The sequence below is a fragment of the Duganella rivi genome (genome assembly GCF_009857435.1).
GTDB classification, from domain to species: domain Bacteria; phylum Pseudomonadota; class Gammaproteobacteria; order Burkholderiales; family Burkholderiaceae_D; genus Rugamonas; species Rugamonas rivi.
Genome location: NZ_WWCK01000009.1, coordinates 18,703 through 35,194 on the forward strand (window position 1 = coordinate 18,703; position 16,492 = coordinate 35,194).

At 59.4% G+C, this 16,492-nt stretch carries 9 protein-coding genes; 3 read left to right on the top strand and 6 right to left on the bottom strand.

Translation table 11 applies throughout. The features are described 5' to 3' along the window. Window positions 1-34: 34 nt before the first annotated feature. From yidC to rpmH, 4 genes are read right to left on the bottom strand one after another with little or no spacing between them, the layout of a single operon-like run. Window positions 35-1,789, bottom strand: coding sequence for a membrane protein insertase YidC (yidC, locus tag GTP45_RS26595; protein WP_161016854.1), 1,755 nt, complete (start codon window positions 1,787-1,789; stop codon window positions 35-37). 8 nt (window positions 1,790-1,797) lie between these two features. Then, window positions 1,798-2,055 carry a membrane protein insertion efficiency factor YidD gene (gene yidD / locus GTP45_RS26600; RefSeq protein WP_161016855.1) on the bottom strand — a complete coding sequence of 86 codons (258 nt, stop codon included), beginning with the start codon at window positions 2,053-2,055 and terminating at the stop codon, window positions 1,798-1,800. Beyond that, window positions 2,052-2,498 carry a ribonuclease P protein component gene (gene rnpA, locus GTP45_RS26605; RefSeq protein WP_161016912.1) on the bottom strand — a complete coding sequence of 149 codons (447 nt, stop codon included), beginning with the start codon at window positions 2,496-2,498 and terminating at the stop codon, window positions 2,052-2,054. The genes yidD and rnpA overlap by 4 nt, the downstream gene beginning before the upstream one ends. A 36-nt stretch (window positions 2,499-2,534) precedes the next feature. Then, window positions 2,535-2,669 (bottom strand): 50S ribosomal protein L34, encoded by a 135-nt coding sequence (gene rpmH / locus GTP45_RS26610; protein ID WP_040378179.1) that lies wholly within the window; start codon window positions 2,667-2,669, stop codon window positions 2,535-2,537. A gap of 388 nt (window positions 2,670-3,057) precedes the next feature. Between rpmH and dnaA the strand changes: the two genes are divergently transcribed. From dnaA to gyrB, 3 genes are all read left to right on the top strand, one after another. Then, window positions 3,058-4,461, top strand: a complete 1,404-nt coding sequence (dnaA, locus tag GTP45_RS26615) for a chromosomal replication initiator protein DnaA (protein WP_161016856.1) — start codon at window positions 3,058-3,060, stop codon at window positions 4,459-4,461. A gap of 101 nt (window positions 4,462-4,562) precedes the next feature. Continuing rightward, window positions 4,563-5,669 (top strand): DNA polymerase III subunit beta, encoded by a 1,107-nt coding sequence (dnaN, locus tag GTP45_RS26620; protein ID WP_161016857.1) that lies wholly within the window; start codon window positions 4,563-4,565, stop codon window positions 5,667-5,669. Window positions 5,670-5,783: 114 nt separating this feature from the next. Continuing rightward, window positions 5,784-8,276, top strand: coding sequence for a DNA topoisomerase (ATP-hydrolyzing) subunit B (gene gyrB, locus GTP45_RS26625; RefSeq protein WP_161016858.1), 2,493 nt, complete (start codon window positions 5,784-5,786; stop codon window positions 8,274-8,276). A gap of 139 nt (window positions 8,277-8,415) precedes the next feature. Here the strand turns inward: gyrB and GTP45_RS26630 are convergent, their stop codons facing one another. Next, window positions 8,416-14,337 (bottom strand): DEAD/DEAH box helicase, encoded by a 5,922-nt coding sequence (locus GTP45_RS26630; protein WP_161016859.1) that lies wholly within the window; start codon window positions 14,335-14,337, stop codon window positions 8,416-8,418. Further along, a complete protein-coding gene (locus tag GTP45_RS26635) occupies window positions 14,330-16,480 on the bottom strand; it encodes a hypothetical protein (protein ID WP_161016860.1) in 2,151 nt (716 codons plus the stop codon). Before GTP45_RS26635 ends, GTP45_RS26630 begins: the two co-directional genes overlap by 8 nt. Between the last annotated feature and the right edge of the window lie 12 nt (window positions 16,481-16,492).

The window sequence follows — 16,492 nt, forward strand, 5'->3', positions numbered from 1 at the left end:
TCAACGCGGGCTTTAAAGCAACAGCTTTTCAGCGTTAGGCCTTAACAGGCTCTACTGCACCAAATTTTTTGGAGATCACGTACTGCTGCGCAATCGACAGCACGTTGTTCACTACCCAGTACAGCACCAGGCCGGACGGGAAGAAGAAGAACATCACCGAGAACGCCAGCGGCATGAACAGCATCATCTTCGCTTGCATCGGATCAGCCGGCGCAGGGTTCAGCTTGGTGGTGATGTACATCGAGATCGCGTACAGCACCGGCAGAATCGCATACGGGTCATGCTGCGCCAGGTCGGTAATCCAGCCCATCCACGGCGCGCCGCGGATTTCCACCGCCGATTGCAGCACGTAGTACAGCGCGATGAACACCGGCATCTGCACCAGGATCGGCAGGCAGCCGCCCAGCGGGTTGATCTTCTCGGCCTTGTACAGTTCCATGGTGGCCTGGTTCATCTTGGCCGGGTCGCCTTTGTAGCGCTCGCGGATGGCTTGCATCTTCGGCGTCACCAGCTTGACCTTGGCCATGCTGCGGTAACCAGCAGCCGACAGCGGGAAGAACAGCAGCTTGATCAGGATGGTGAAGGCGATAATCGTCCAGCCCCAGTTGCCCAGTACCGCGTGGATGTGCTCGATCACCCAGAACATCGGCTTGGCGATCATGGCCAGCCAGCCGTAGTCACGCACCAGCTCAAGGCCCGGCGACACCGGCTCCAGCAGCTTGGTTTCCTGCGGGCCCGAGAACAGCTTGGCGTCGTTCGACACCGAGGCGCCCGGCGCAATCGTGCCCAGCGGCTGCTTGATGCTGATGCCGTAGACGTTGTTGCTGATCTTCTCAGTGGTGATGTCGTGCATCAGCTTAGGCTGGGGCACAAAGGCCGACACGAAGAAGTGCTGCGAAATCGCGATCCAGCCGTTGTCGGCCTTGGTCGCGTGGTCTTGCAGCACCGGCTTGCCGGTTTTCTCGGCTTCCTGCGCGGCTTTTTCCAGCTTCTCGAATTGCAGCTTCTCGTAGTGCTTCTCGTCGGTGTACAGGGTCGGGCCGGTGTAGCTGCTGTTGAAGAACGAGTCGCCGGCCGGCTTGTTGCCGTCGTGCGCCAGTTGCAGGTACAGCTGCGGCGCGACCGGCGCGGTGCCGGTGTTGGTCACGTCGTGACGCACGTCGACCACGTAGTCGCCGCGCTTGAAGGTGAAGGTCTTGGTCAGCTTGACGCCGCCCGACTCCGCTTCCAGCACCAGTTGCACCTGGTTGGCGTCGTTCAGCATGCGCGGGCCTGGCTTGGCAACGAAACCGGTGGTGTGATTCGGCAGGTCCGGCGCGCCGATCAGGCCGGTGCGGCCCAGATAGGTCTTGCCAGTGCTGGCGTCGACGTCAAACAGCACCACGTTCTTGGCGTTGTCGCCCGGCTTGCACCAGTCGAACAGGCCGAAGCAGCCGCCGAACCAGCCTGGGTGGCTGTTTTCTTTGTACTTCAGCAGTTCCAGGCGGCGGATCACGCCGCCCTGGGTGTCGATATCGGCACGCACCACGTCGGTGGTGATGGTGATGCGCTCGGCCTTGAACGGCACGGCATCGGCAGCAGCGGCGGCGCCAGCTCCCGGCACGGCGGCAGCGCCAGCAACTACGGCGGCCGGCACGTCGGATTTCTTCGCCTCAGGCGCCTTGGCCGTCTGCGCCGGCGGCGGCGCAAACATCGATGGATGGCCGTTGGAGATCTGCCAGTTGTTCCACAGAACAAACAGCGACACCGCAAACACGATCCACAAGATGGTACGTTTATTGATATCCATTATTTCAATCAGGAGTGGTTGCAACCGCAAGCGGTCGTAGAGGAATTCGATTTGGCCGGCGGCACCGGATCATGCCCGCCCGCGTTCCACGGATGGCAGCGGCAGACGCGCTTGGCGGCCAGCCAGCTGCCTTTGGCGGCGCCGTGCACTTGCAGCGCTTCCAGTGCATAGTTCGAGCAGCTCGGATAAAAACGGCAGCTCGGCGTCATCATCGGGCTGATGGCCAGTTGATAAAAGCGCAGCAGGAAGCGGAGCACGGTTTTCATGGCGACCTAGGTGGAGGCGGCGACGAGGGAGGCAAGGCCGGCTTATTGGCTGCCACGGACAATTTGGCTTGCGCCGCGAACAGGCGTGCCAATTCCACCCGCAAGGCCGCTTTCAGCTTTGCAGTGGTGGCAGGGCCATCCTTGCTGTTGACCGGCTTGGCCAGGCGCACCACGCAATCGATGGCGGGCAGGCCGGTCACGCGGAACAGTTCGCGGGTGACGCGTTTGATCGTGTTGCGGGTGACGGCACGCGGCGCAAAGCGCTTGGCCACCACGACGCCCAGCCGCGCATGCGGCAGTTGATTCAGACGGGTGTACAGCACGAAGTGCGCGCTTTTTTGGCTAGGGCGCAAACGAAAAACGGATGAAAATTCATCCGTTTTAACGATACGCCGAGCGCGCGCGAAGTCGTGTGAACCTTCGCCTGTCGAGCCGCTGTTGATGCAGCTGTCCACGCGATCAGCTAACAAGTGACTAGCTTATACAGCCAGACGCTTGCGGCCTTTGGCGCGGCGTGCGTTCAGCACTTGGCGGCCACCACGGGTAGCCATACGTGCGCGGAAGCCGTGGGTACGCTTACGGCGTACAACGGAAGGTTGGTAAGTACGTTTCATGTTGGTCTCGCTTAAAGCAAAAAAAATGCAAAATCGGGTCAGACGGCCCGTCAGTTTTTGGTGCCAATGACACTTCGCGCACCTATGCCAACGCTATCCGGCACAAGCTGGGTCCATCTCATCGCCCGCTAAATCCTCGCTACTCCATATTAATATCCATGTGAAGAAACAAGGAATACGGGCGGGGAACCCTGAATTATCAGCATTTCGGCCCCGCTTGTCAACAACTGGCTGGCCCGGATCACCGCCTTGAACCGGCCCCGGCCGCGAAAAAATCCTGCCGCGCCTGTGGATAACTGTAGCGAGCGAGAGTAGAATAGCGCGTTACGTGTGAAAAACTTCAAAGTTGCCCACACCCTTATACAGTAAGAACACAGACAGTCGATTCATGGAAAATTTTTGGCAGACCTGCTCCGCCCAGCTGGAGCTGGAGCTGACGCCGCAACAATTCAGCGCCTGGATTAAGCCGCTTATCCCCCTCGATTACGAGGCGGGCAAGCTGCGCGTGGCCGCACCCAACCGCTTCAAGCTGGATTGGGTGAAGACCCAGTTCGCCAGCCGCATCACGGCGCTGGCCTGCCAGTACTGGGAACAGCCGACCGAAGTGCAGTTCGTGCTCGACCCGCGCCTGTCGGCGCCGAAGAAGGCCACGACCACCGCGCCGGTGCCGGACCACAATGGCGGCGCGCCTAGCAATAATGCCCGCATGGCCATGGCCGACCCGGTGCCGTCGGTGCCGGAACTGCCGGCCTCGGCGCCGCCGCGCCGCGAGCAAAGCCGCATCAACACCGACCTGACCTTCGACAGCTTCGTGACCGGTAAGGCCAACCAGCTGGCGCGCGCCGCCGCGATTCAAGTGGCCAACAATCCGGGCGTGTCGTACAACCCGCTGTTCTTCTACGGCGGCGTTGGTCTCGGTAAGACTCACTTGATTCACGCTATCGGCAACCAGGTGATGGCCGACCAGCCGGGCGCCAAGATCCGCTACATCCACGCCGAGCAGTACGTGCGCGACGTGGTGACCGCTTACCAGCGCAAGGGCTTCGACGATTTCAAGCATTACTACCACTCGCTGGACATGCTGCTGATCGACGATATTCAATTCTTCGGCGGCAAGAGCCGCACGCAGGAAGAATTCTTCTATGCGTTTGAAGCGCTGATCGCGGCCAAGAAGCAGATCATCATCACCTCGGATACTTATCCGAAAGAGATCACCGGCATGGATGACCGCCTGATCTCGCGCTTCGACTCCGGCCTGACGGTGGCGATCGAGCCGCCGGAGCTGGAAATGCGCGTGGCGATTCTGCTCAAGAAAGCCAAGCAGGAAGGCGTGACCTTCTCCGACGACGTTGCCTTCTTCGTGGCCAAGCACCTGCGCTCCAACGTGCGCGAGCTGGAAGGCGCGCTGCGCAAGATCCTGGCGTACTCGCGTTTCCACGGCAAAGACATCACGATCGACATCGTGAAAGAAGCGCTGAAGGATTTGCTGTCGGTGCAGAACCGCCAGATCTCGGTGGAAAACATCCAGAAAACCGTGGCCGACTTCTTCAACATCAAGGTCGCGGACATGTACTCGAAGCGCCGGCCGGCCAACATCGCCCGCCCGCGCCAGATCGCCATGTACCTGGCCAAGGAGTTGACGCAGAAGAGTCTGCCGGAAATCGGCGAGCTGTTCGGCGGCCGCGACCACACCACGGTGCTGCACGCCGTGCGCAAGATCGCGCTGGACCGCACCAAGAACCCGGAATGCAACCACGAGCTGCACGTGCTGGAACAGACGCTCAAGGGCTAGCCTGAGGCAGGCTTTGGCTTTATCATTTAGTCAAACCTGTCCGCCTGCTCACAAGGCAAAAAGTATTGAAACAACATTAAATTTTTACTTGAGGATAATCTATGCAATTGGTCAAAACCACCCGAGATACGCTACTCCGGCCACTGCAGATCGTGAGCGGTATTGTCGAGCGTCGGCACACTATGCCGATTCTGGCCAATATCCTCATCCGCAAAGAGGGCGAGAGCGTATCCTTCCTGTCGACTGACACGGAAGTTCAAATTACCACCAACGCCGAGATCGGCTCCGGCCCGGAAGTGACCGGCACCACCGTCGCCGCGCGCAAGCTGCTCGACATCCTGCGCGCGCTGCCGGAGTCGGGCGACGTCTCGATCACCCTGCAAAACAAGCGCCTGGCCGTGCAATCGGGTAAATCGCGCTTCGCACTGCAAACGCTGGCCGCCGAGGAGTTCCCGACCGTGCAGCAAGCCGACAGCTACAGCGCCTCGGTCACCCTGCCGCAAAAAACCCTGAAGCACCTGTTCAACATGGTGCACTTCTCGATGGCGCAGCAGGACATCCGCTACTACCTGAACGGCCTGCTGCTGGTCCTGGACGGCAACAACGTGATCGCCGTGGCGACCGACGGCCACCGCCTGGCGTTCTGCCAGGTCGAAACTGAGCAATCGTTCGCGCGCCAGGAAGTCATCATCCCGCGCAAGACCATCATCGAACTGCAGCGCCTGCTGGAAGAAAACGACGAGACCGTCCAGCTGGACATCGCCGCCAACCAGGTCAAGCTGACCTTTGCCGACATCGAGCTGATCTCGAAACTGGTGGAAGGCAAGTTCCCTGACTACACCCGCGTGATCCCGAAGGGCTACAAAAACGAATTCACCATCGGCCGCGATGAACTGCTGCGCTCGCTGCAACGCGCCGCCATCATGACCAGCGATAAATTCAAGGGCGTGCGCTGCATCATCACGCCTGGCAGCATGAAGATCAGCTCGACCAATGCCGACCAGGAAGAGGCAGTGGAAGAACTGGAAATCGATTACGGCGGCGATAGCGTCGACATCGGCTTCAACGTCACCTACCTGCTGGACGTGCTGAACAACCTGAAATGCGACCAGGTCAACGTCGCGCTCGGCGATTCGAATTCGTCGGCGCTGATCTCGATCCCGGACAATGCCGACTTCAAGTACGTCGTCATGCCGATGCGCATTTAAAAGCACCACCGTCGCCCCGGCGCAGGCCGGGGCCCATAGAACGCATGCTCAGCATGGATCCCGGCGTCCGCCGGGATGACGCCCCAAGTAATTCGTATATTCAGAAAGCAGCACATGTCCGCAGATAACGCAGCACCAGTACCAAAGAACGAAGAATACGGCGCTTCCTCGATCCAGATCCTCGAAGGCCTGGAAGCAGTCCGCAAACGTCCCGGCATGTACATCGGCGACACCTCGGACGGCACCGGCCTGCACCACCTGGTGTTTGAAGTGCTGGACAACTCGATCGACGAATCGCTGGCCGGCTACTGCACCGAGATCCACGTCACCATCCACTCGGACAACTCGATCTCGATCACCGACAACGGCCGCGGCATTCCGGTCGGCCTGAAGATGGACGACAAGCACGAGCCGAAACGCTCGGCGGCCGAAATCGTGCTGACCGAACTGCACGCCGGCGGCAAGTTCGACCAGAACTCCTACAAAGTCTCGGGCGGCCTGCACGGCGTTGGCGTGTCGTGCGTGAACGCGCTGTCCAAACTGCTGCGCGTGACCATCCGCCGCGACGGCAAAGTGCACCAGATGGAATTCCAGCGCGGCGTGGCGCAGAACCGTGAAATTGAAATGCGCGACGGCGTGGCCGTCTCGCCGATCAAAGTCATCGGCGAAACCGACAAGCGCGGCACCGACGTGCACTTCTGGGCCGACGAAGAAATCTTCACCCACGTCGAATTCCACTACGAAATCCTGGCCAAGCGTATCCGCGAACTGTCGTTCCTGAATAACGGCGTCAACATCAAGCTGACCGACCAGCGCACCGGCAAGGAAGAAATCTTCGCGTTCGAAGGTGGCACCCGCGGCTTCGTCGAGTACATCAACAAAGCCAAGACCGTGCTGCACCCGACCGTGTTCCAGGCCACCGGCGAGCGCCAGTCGGATCAAAACACCACCATTACCGTGGACGTCTCCATGCAATGGAACGACGCCTACAACGAACAGGTGCTGTGCTTCACCAACAACATCCCGCAGCGCGACGGCGGCACCCACCTGACCGGCCTGCGCGCGGCGATGACCCGCGTCATCAACAAATACATCGAAGAGAACGAATTCGCCAAGAAAGCCAAGGTCGAAGTCTCCGGCGACGACATGCGCGAAGGCCTGACCTGCGTGCTGTCGGTGAAAGTGCCTGAGCCGAAGTTCTCGTCGCAGACCAAGGACAAGCTGGTGTCGTCCGAAGTGCGCGGCCCGGTCGAAGAGATCGTCGCCAAGACGCTGTCCGACTACCTGATGGAAAAGCCGAACGACGCCAAAATCATCTGCGGCAAAATCGTCGAAGCGGCGCGCGCGCGCGAAGCGGCCCGCAAAGCCCGCGATCTGACCCGCCGCAAAGGCGTGATGGACGGCCTGGGCCTGTCGTCGAAACTGGCGGACTGCCAGGAACGCGACCCGGCGCTGTGCGAACTGTACATCGTCGAGGGTGACTCCGCAGGCGGCTCGGCCAAGCAAGGCCGCGACCGTAAGTTCCAGGCCATCTTGCCATTGCGCGGTAAAGTGCTGAACGTGGAAAAGGCGCGCTTCGAAAAGATGCTGTCGTCGGAACAGATCACCACCCTGATCGCCACGCTGGGAACCTCCATCGGCCCGGACGAATTCAACGTGGAAAAGCTGCGCTACCACCGCATCATCATCATGACCGATGCGGACGTCGACGGCGCCCACATCCGTACCCTGCTGCTGACCCTGTTCTATCGCCAGATGCCTGAGCTGGTGGAACGCGGCCACGTCTACATCGCCCAGCCGCCGCTGTACAAAGTGAAGGCCGGCCGCGACGAGCGCTACCTGAAAGACGACGCCGAAGAAGCCGGCTACATGATGAACGTGGCGCTGAACACCGCCGTGCTGACCCCGCGCGAAGGCGCCGAGCCGATCCAGGGCGAAGCACTGGGCGAACTGGTACGCCAATTCAACCTGGCCAACGTCATCATGACCCGCCTGACCCGCGTGATCGACCGCGCAGCACTGACCGCCATCATGACCGGCGTGCAGCTGAACCTGGACACGCTGGAAGCGGCCGAAGCATCGGCCCGCACCCTGGCGGCCGAGATCAACGACATCGCCGTGAAAGTATCGGTACGTTCGGATGAGCTGTCGGAGAAGCACATGCTGTGGATCGAGCGCATGCACCACGGTAACGTGAAAGTCAGCGCGATCGATGCGGACTTCGTGCAAGGCGCGGACTACAGCGTGCTGGCCAGCGCAGCCGCCACCTTCAAAGGCCTGATCGGCGAAGGCGCCTACGTGCGCCGCGGCGAAGGCGAGCGTACCAAAGAATCCGTGGTGACCGACTTCCACCAAGCCATGCAATGGCTGCGTGACGAAGCCGAACGCGTGGTATCGAAACAGCGCTACAAAGGTCTGGGCGAGATGAACCCGGAACAGCTGTGGGAAACCACCATGGACCCGACGGTACGCCGCCTGCTGAAAGTGCAGATCGAAGACGCGATTGCCGCGGACCAGATCTTCACTACGCTGATGGGGGATGATGTTGAGCCACGACGTGCGTTCATTGAAACTAACGCTCTGCGCGCAGGTAATATCGACGTTTAAAGCAACTGTAGGTTCTCAGAATAGTTGAGAAATATTTCAAATAGTTGACTCAAAACGCCCGCATTTCCGCGGGCGTTTTACTAATCAACCGCAGGCGTGTCTTTGCGTCTGCGGTCGGACGAGCGGCAAGGGGTACTGCTTAAGCGGAAGGTACTTGGTTAGCACGCCGTTCTCTTAATTCGGCCAACACGCGCAGTGGACGCCTTTCCAAGTTATAGGTGTCGACAGCAATCATGCCCTCATGGTAGTCGCTCCCTAAAATTTTTCTGAGTGCGTCGCCGTCCTTTCTCCACAGCGGGTGCACCACCACATAGCGCCAAGTTTCCTTATCGCTGCGTTCAACAATGCATGGCAATCCCGCATGCGGCAGGATCTCGGCACGCATGGCGCTGGGCCGCATGAACGCCACTTCAGCGGCGAGGGCGTGCGCGCGCTCGCGCCATCCGGCCAATTCAGGCAATTTCGCTTCGCCGAGATTGAGACCGCAGCCATAGCTAGGATTGTGCAACGCCCGTAAATACGCCAGGCCAAGGCGCCAATCCAGCAGACCGTGGTAGCTGCGGTTGCTGAAGCGCTGGACGCAGCGGTAGCAAGACGTCTTGCATTGATCTTGGTGATGAACAGCGTCTGAACGAGTTTCAACAAAGTCCTTGAGTGGCCAAACATCGTGGCGCGACAACATCTCCGCCACAATTTGCCCGATGTAAGCGGGGCCGCCAGGAACACTTGGCTCACCAAGACGACGACACAAGCCGGAACCATTGATTAAGGAGTCTGCGATTTGGAGCATCGGTCTTCCGTTTCTCAGCCGGGGCTCAAGCGCGTCAAATTCCTCCGGTGCTACGTCAAGCTCCAGCGCGGCGCGCTGCACCAAGATTTGTGTGGCGCTGATGGCCGCGGCGCGCGCGGCGATATCGGAATTGTGTCCTTTGCGTGCCACGCGATCCAGATTCAGACGTTCATCAAACCCCTGCAGTTCCAGATAAATCGCGTCCGTTTCTTTGCGGGCGATAAGTCCAAGCTGGACGTTGGATGAACCTTGGTCGGCAAGCGGCCACCGAAACGCGTTCTTTTGCCGTACGCTAGATTCAATAGCTTGCTGGCTGTCGAGACGCAAGGTTGTGCCGCCAGGCACAGTAACGCGATTATCGACTGCCTCGTCAACAACGAAGCGCATCGCTTGCCCGTCGGCGTCCATTGGCCCATCGTTCAGCTGCAAAATAGTCGCGCCGGCTCCACGCCAAATCCGCATGTTCGCATGATCCACAGGGACACCTTCCTTCAACACCGTCGCGACTGTGCGCTGCGAAAGCCTCGCAGTCGTTTCATCGTCACTGGAAGGGTTGAAGTCTGTGCGAAACGCCGCCGGCGTCACGTAGCGAGAAAAGGCGTCGATTGACATCGTCTGTCCACAGTCGTCGCACGACGCATCTTCGACAGGCGACTCTTCCATAAATTTCGCGGACCCGCAAGCGGCGCACAACGCGACATAAGACTGACTTTCACACCAACTCGATACAGCTTTGGCGGACAAGCCACCACGGCTAGGAATCGGATCAGTGAGGTTTCCTGTAAAGCCGACGACTTTATGCCGCAGCTTGTCTTTGACCAGCACATTGCCCGGGGCGTACTCAAGCACGGCCATGTCCAGATCGCGGTCCATGGTCGACCACGCGTACTCATACTTTTCGCCCCGCTCCGCGCGCAGCCCTAAATACAGATTTCTTACTCTAGTCGGCATGCCATACATCGGCAGAATCCCCCATTCAGCGAAGAATTTTGCTAGTCCAACGGCGGCGTCCGGCGCATGTTCGCGCAGAGATTCGATGTCTGCAATAAGTTTGTCTGCTGTCGCTTCGGTCAGTAGGCGGGCGCGCTGAGCGCCCCCGACGGCAGCGTCCAAAAATGCGTCGCGCGCGCTCTGTGTGGCCTCCAGCCCCGCCTTTAAACGCCCCACCCACTTCCGATCTGGATCGTGATAATAGTCACGTGTAGTGACGTACTCGCCGTGCACATCTGGCGGCGTCAGATCGTCGCCCGGGTAGGGCCGGCCAGCCTTGCTGCAGTCATTCCGCAATTTTTGGAACGCAGCGCGCAGCCAGGCTTTGCGAAGCAGCCGCATTGGAATGGGATCATGTTCGACCGCCAAAAACGGCGGGGGCGGTGCATCGCCTGTGATGGCGTGAGGATGTGCAAAGTAATACGCATCATGCGACCGCCCGCGACAGAAGGTGACGACAAATGAGAACGCTTGCGCGCGCCGTCCGGCGCGGCCAACACGCTGCTGGTAGTTGAAGCGCTGCGGCGGCATGTTCGCTTGATACACGCTTTGTAGCGCCCCGATGTCAATCCCGACTTCCATCGTAGTGGTTACTGATAGCATGTCGATGGCATGCGCGCGCTTTTCTGTCTCGCTTTCGCCGTTGACGAAGATCCCTTTAAACCTGCGCAATCTGTCGGCAAAGTCCTCCGTTTGTCCTGTCAACTCTTCGACCCGTAGACGGAAGCGCGGCACCCCATCCGCTGCGCCGCGAACAATTCGCTTGCCGAGGAAATTGGTGGTCCACAGGTCACCGGCGCGTCCGGCGTGCTCTTTGTCCAGCACTTCCCCGCAGCGCGTGCACAAGCCGAATCCAGTGTGCAAATGCACCCGCTCGCAATTACGGCAGCGCCAATAGGGATCGTCTTTCGCGGCCACCTTCAAATACAGGCTTTCGATGTGGAACAATCCGCTCGAGTGCCCGGCCTGCGAGAACCGCTGCAGCAAGTCCGACAAGCCGGCGATGGGGTCCGCTACGAACGCCTTGTTGGCGAGCTTTCTGACGCGATTTGTCGGCGGAATGTCACCACCGTTGACCCATTCCTTTACTTTGTCGTCATTCACGTACTGATTGTCCGCCACACGATAAGCTCCGGCGAACACGCGCAGCCAGGCGTCCATCACGTTTTGGCTTTCGTTAGGCAGGTCAGCTAAACAAGGGTAGCCCAACCCGGTCTCTTCCAGCGCGAAAAATGTGTTGGCGAAGATCACGTCGTCAGTTAGTTCATACTGCTGATTGAGAATCGTCGCAGTCAGCGTCGCTTGGTCTGCGCCGGTCAAGCTGCTTGCGTACTGAACCCCTTCGTCTGACTCACGGAACAACGCGTGCCAAGGTTGATCATTGAATGTTTCGCGTCCATTTTTATCGAACGGATGAATGCCCATTTTGACGAACTCAGCGACAATGTCGCCGACGCCCGCGCCATTCGTGCCGTTTAGCAAATCGCGCAACGCAACTTTACGAGAGACGCGATTTCGGTCGCCAGATTGTTGTGCCCCATACCTAGCGGATAGGGCTACCAGTCCATTAAGATCTCCCTCCTGTAGCAGGCGCGCGCTCATTTGTTGAAATTGCTCTGTGCTGAGCTCATCTTCCGCCGGCTTATCAACCCGAGAGCGCGCCGCAGCCACCAATACCTCACGCCGGAGATCGCGCAGATGCATGGTTTCAATGTTGAGTGCCTGGTTGGCGGCATCTTGGCGGCTGTCGGAGAAGCAGATGCCCTTAGGCTCAGCGCCAATCGCGTGTAGCAGCTCGAACAGTTCAGTGGCGACCAGTTGAGACGCTTTCGAGACACCGGTACGGAATGCGCGGATCGGCGAGCGCTGGCGGCTGGTCGACGGCCTACGCGAATAGTCCACACCGCATTTCGGACAGCAAAACGGCTGAGCAGTCTTGGCGCGCTTTGGGTCATTCTGCGTTTTCTTACCAGGGCGAACGCCGTCGACCGCTCCGTCTTTTTGAAAGTATAGATAGCCGCCTATGTTACCTGGCGGGATGTCCGTCCCGCATACAGCCACGCCGCTGTGGGGATCAAGATGCGCCGGATCCCAGGCGTCAAAGTCATATTCTGGAAGCATCGGCGTGGTGCGGCGCGGCCAAAACACTGCGAACTCGTCGAAAGTCATCCTGTCGTAGTAATCATTCGCCGCGCGCTCCGGCAGGTTTTCCAGATTTCCTGACGAAGGCAACAACTCGGTCGAAGTGGACATGAACCGACGCTCTCCCCGCTGACCACCGATCAACAAGTCGCCGCAAGCTTCGCAATACAGCAATTCAAACAGTCTTCGTCCCTTTTTTTGATCTCCGCGCGGGACCGCATGCGATAAGCCGCGCTCCACTGTGAGGTCTTCAAACACCGTGCCGCCGGGAGCCGCGGTCGGCGCGCCGAATAAGCCTTCAACATTTCGAATGAAGGTGTGCACGCGAAATGCCGGGGTGTCCAGGGCAACGCGGCCCTTCCAAATTTTCGATTCGGGCAAAGCACGCGTCAGCATCAAACCGCGCAGCGCAACCTCAAGTTCCTGTGCGCCCTCTTTGAAAACCCGCGCGCTGACGGCGGAGGATGAAGCAGCACGTACTTTATTTTGCTCACGGCACGCGTTGGTCAAGGCCGACGCCGCGGCCTCCGCCGCTTTAACGACGAGCTTGCTCTCGTCCGCATCGTGCACGCCAAGAGCAGCCGCGGCCGCCATCAGCGCGGAGGACAACTCAGGACTGCGCGTCAGTGTAGGAAGAAAATCCGCGCGCTCGCCCAGGGCGGCCTTAAACAGCGCGGCAAACGGTGCGGCGTCAAGCTTGCCTCGGTTCCAGTCCGGGATGTTGGGCTCGCCCTCGACCACGCAATCACGCCAAAAATCGGCGGCGTTGTTTCCCAAATCTCCAGCTGCACCGCTCGTGCCGTACGGCGCAAACATGTCGCGCAAATATTGCCGTGAGCGTTGTCCATCCTCGCCGTCCATCGGCATCGACGCTGACGAAGCTAAAATGCGAAGCTTATAGCGGTGCTTCGGATCAGCCAGCCCGAGCCTTTCAATGAGCGCCTTCGCCAAGAACGCGACCTCGGTGCCGGCGGAGCCGCGAACCAGGTGCAACTCATCGAACACTAGGTAAAAGTAGGCGTCGTCATTGCTCGTCAACCATTTACGAGTTTGTTCGAAGATCGGGTCTTCGACCTCGCGTGAGAGCATCGCGCCAAGCATCGACGCGTTGGTGATCAAGAGATCGGGGGGGGTGGCCTGCATGTCCCACCGCGACAACATTTCACCGCCGTCCAACGCTGGAAAGATATAGCGCGTGACTTCGGGATGAGCGGGCGGTTCGCGGCCCTCTTGTTCAGCGATACGGCGCTCCTCCTTCACGCGCTGCGTCTCGCGCGCATCATGCAGGCGCGCCGCCATTTGATCTTGGTCGGCACGCTGCAAGACTGCACGCAATTTGGCGACACGCCGTTTACGCCGCTTTTTTTCATCGGTGTCGCCGAACAACCTTGGATGCGCTTGGTGCCCCGTCACTTCAATGGCGCTAGTGTACTGACCGAAGAACACGCGGTTGCCTGCAAACCGCTCCGTCATGACAGCACGCGCGTCCTCCGAATCCAAGGTGCGGCGCAAGCGCACCATTTGGTCTTCGACCAACGCGTTCATCGGGTACAAAACCAACGCTCGGATTGCTGCAGGCCGTCGCTCGCCAGCGCGCATCAACGCCCAGTCGGCGCTGGGCTCGCGCCACCACTGGCTTTTGAGATAAGAGTCGTCAGGTTTTTGCCAATCTACTGCTTCGTTCGCGATTGCAGCAAGTACCGGCAACATAAAGCTTTCCGTCTTACCCGACCCGGTGCCTGATGTGACGACGCCAGGACGGCCAGGACGCACGCCGCGTGCCAGCATCTCGACTTGATGGCGATACGGCGCGTAACTGGAGACGCGGCGGATGTCTCCTTGGCTCGGCTTGCCTTCAAACAGACCGGACAGCGCGAGTTCGGCAAAGGCGCGGCGGCCCTCTGGAGACAACGGCGCAAGCGGGCCTCCATTCATCTGGACCAACTCCTCTAACTTCACGCCGTCAGACTTATAGCGCAGCACCGGTTCAATAAAAGGCTCGGTGGTGAACGCGCCAAGCCCATTTAACAACGTCCGGCGCGCCTTGGCAGCAGAGGAATCGGAAATGCGGAAACTGGTCTCCACATACGAAATGAAGAAGTCTTTGATGCGGTCAAAACCGCCGATTGGATCAAGCATGATGCAGGCTCCGTAGTGTGTTGTCAACGGCGTCACCGCCGGTCATAAAAAGTTTGATGAATGCAGCTGCCTGCGCACTGGCGTGAGTCTCGGTCGCCTGCGCATTGCTATGCATCTGACGCGCCTGCGCAAGGACGCGCAGCACGCGGGAGGTTCGGCACGCGCCCAGCGCGTCAGCGTGAGCGAGAACTTCATTTGCCCCCAGCGCGACGTCAGCGCATCCCGGTCCCGGGTCCAACTCCTCGGCAATGCCGGCCACCTTCGCCATGGCGAAGGCAACTCCCGCCTTAGGAGCTAACGCCCCATCGACGTCCAGGCGCACGGCATGAGCGAAGATCGCCGCTGCCTCCTCGCTCTCTGGATTTTCGATAGTGACGCACATCAGCAAGCGTTGAGGCACGTCTCCGCGCTGTGCAGCATGTAAAAGGGAGGGATACCAAAAGCGCGCTCCCGAGCGTTCCGCACGTTCTATGACGGCAAGGTTTGTCCGCGGTTGGCTGGCCGCACCAGCGGCGCTGCGCAGCGCATGTCCGAACGCGGTGGACAAACCGACGCCTGGACGGATCCATAAATCTTCAAATGTTATAATGGTTGGGTCCGCTTCCATCCTGACGGCGCGACCTGCTGCAAGCATAGTTTCAGCTGCAACCAGAAAATCGCTGACACCAGGTCCACATAGCGCAGGAACCTCGCCCGCCAGCACGAGCGCGGCGAATTGCATCATGAGTTTTTTGCCCTGCACCGATAACAGCTTGGACGATTCAATCTTTTTCGACAGTCCTACGGGCGAAACTGTTGGCGCGGAGACCGGCGCAGACGGCACCGGGCATTTCATTTGCAGCGTCGTCAAACTCGCCTGCTCCGCCAGTAAAGCAACATGAACGGCGTCAGCTTCGCTACGCGTGGCCTCAAGTCCCGCATTCGCTTCGCTGGCGGTGCTGAGCAGGGATGCCAATTCGCGTTGCGCTTCTTCGTTCGCGGCCTCTAGTTGCGCCGCCTGCTCTGTGAGCGTGGCGCGCCGGCTCTCGAGCTCTTGGACCCTGGACTCAATAGCGGCGCGGCGCGCTTCAACGCTACGGTTCAGCACTTCTTCTTCGGCCACGCGTTGGCGCTCAATATCTTCACTAAGCTGTTTCAAGCGCTGTACACGATCAGCGTCGAGCTCCACCATCCTTGCGCGTTCCATGCTGCGCATTTCGCTTTCTAGTTCGCGCAGTTTTTTTTCGCGGTGCACAGCGATCTCCTTGGCGAACGTGGTCTCGGCTCTGTTTCGAACAGCCTGCCGTTCTTGATCCGCCACTTTCACTGCGTATGCATTGATCACGTCGCCAATACGTTCATCGGTCGCGAACGCGTCAATGAATTTACGCAACAGCGTCTGATCGTCCGCGAGCTGCTTCGCCAGTCGACCGGCGCGAATAGAGTCGTGAGCTAAGGCGAGGTCAGACTGATCGACTAAAGACAGCCTTTGTCCTTGCTTTGAGAGCGCTTCAAGCCAAGGAATGAACTTGTTTGCCTCCACATCGCTGGCAGCGGCAGCAGCGCGGGCAAGGCGCAGCGCAAACGCATCGTCGCTAGTCCAGTCATACGTGGCCTGCACCGCCGCGTCGTTCAAATCGTAGAGCTGGATCTCGCCGTTTACGGTCGGCAGCGCTGCCACAGATGCAGGATTGAAACGATGCGCCGGCACTTTGCTGGTACCACAGGCCAAATAAGCGGTTCCGTCCTGTTGCTTCAAATCGACTACAAGCACTTCATCGTCCTTGCACCGGATAATCCATACGCCACTCGGTTGATGCGTGTTAAGGCCTTCCGCCAACAAGCGTCGATGCACGCGCTCTTGTCCGCCATCCGCAGAAAGATCGACATACCAGTACAGACGTCGATGCTGCGGGGCCTTCCATGTTTTCCCTCCAGGACCTATAGGGATCATAGTAAATGCGAACCACTCGCCCGCGCGCACCTGACGTGCGTCGGCAGTCCGCAATTCCAGGCGGTCAATATGTTTGAATAACGATTCGCGATTCGCAATCGGCTTCCATACGCCGTCTACTTGCTGTGCGGCTGCTTCAAGCAACGCCGGTTTGTCGTGCTCAGCGCGCTTAATGCAGTGCCCAGCATACCAAGCTAAATTCGATCCCATCGTTGTGTTTCG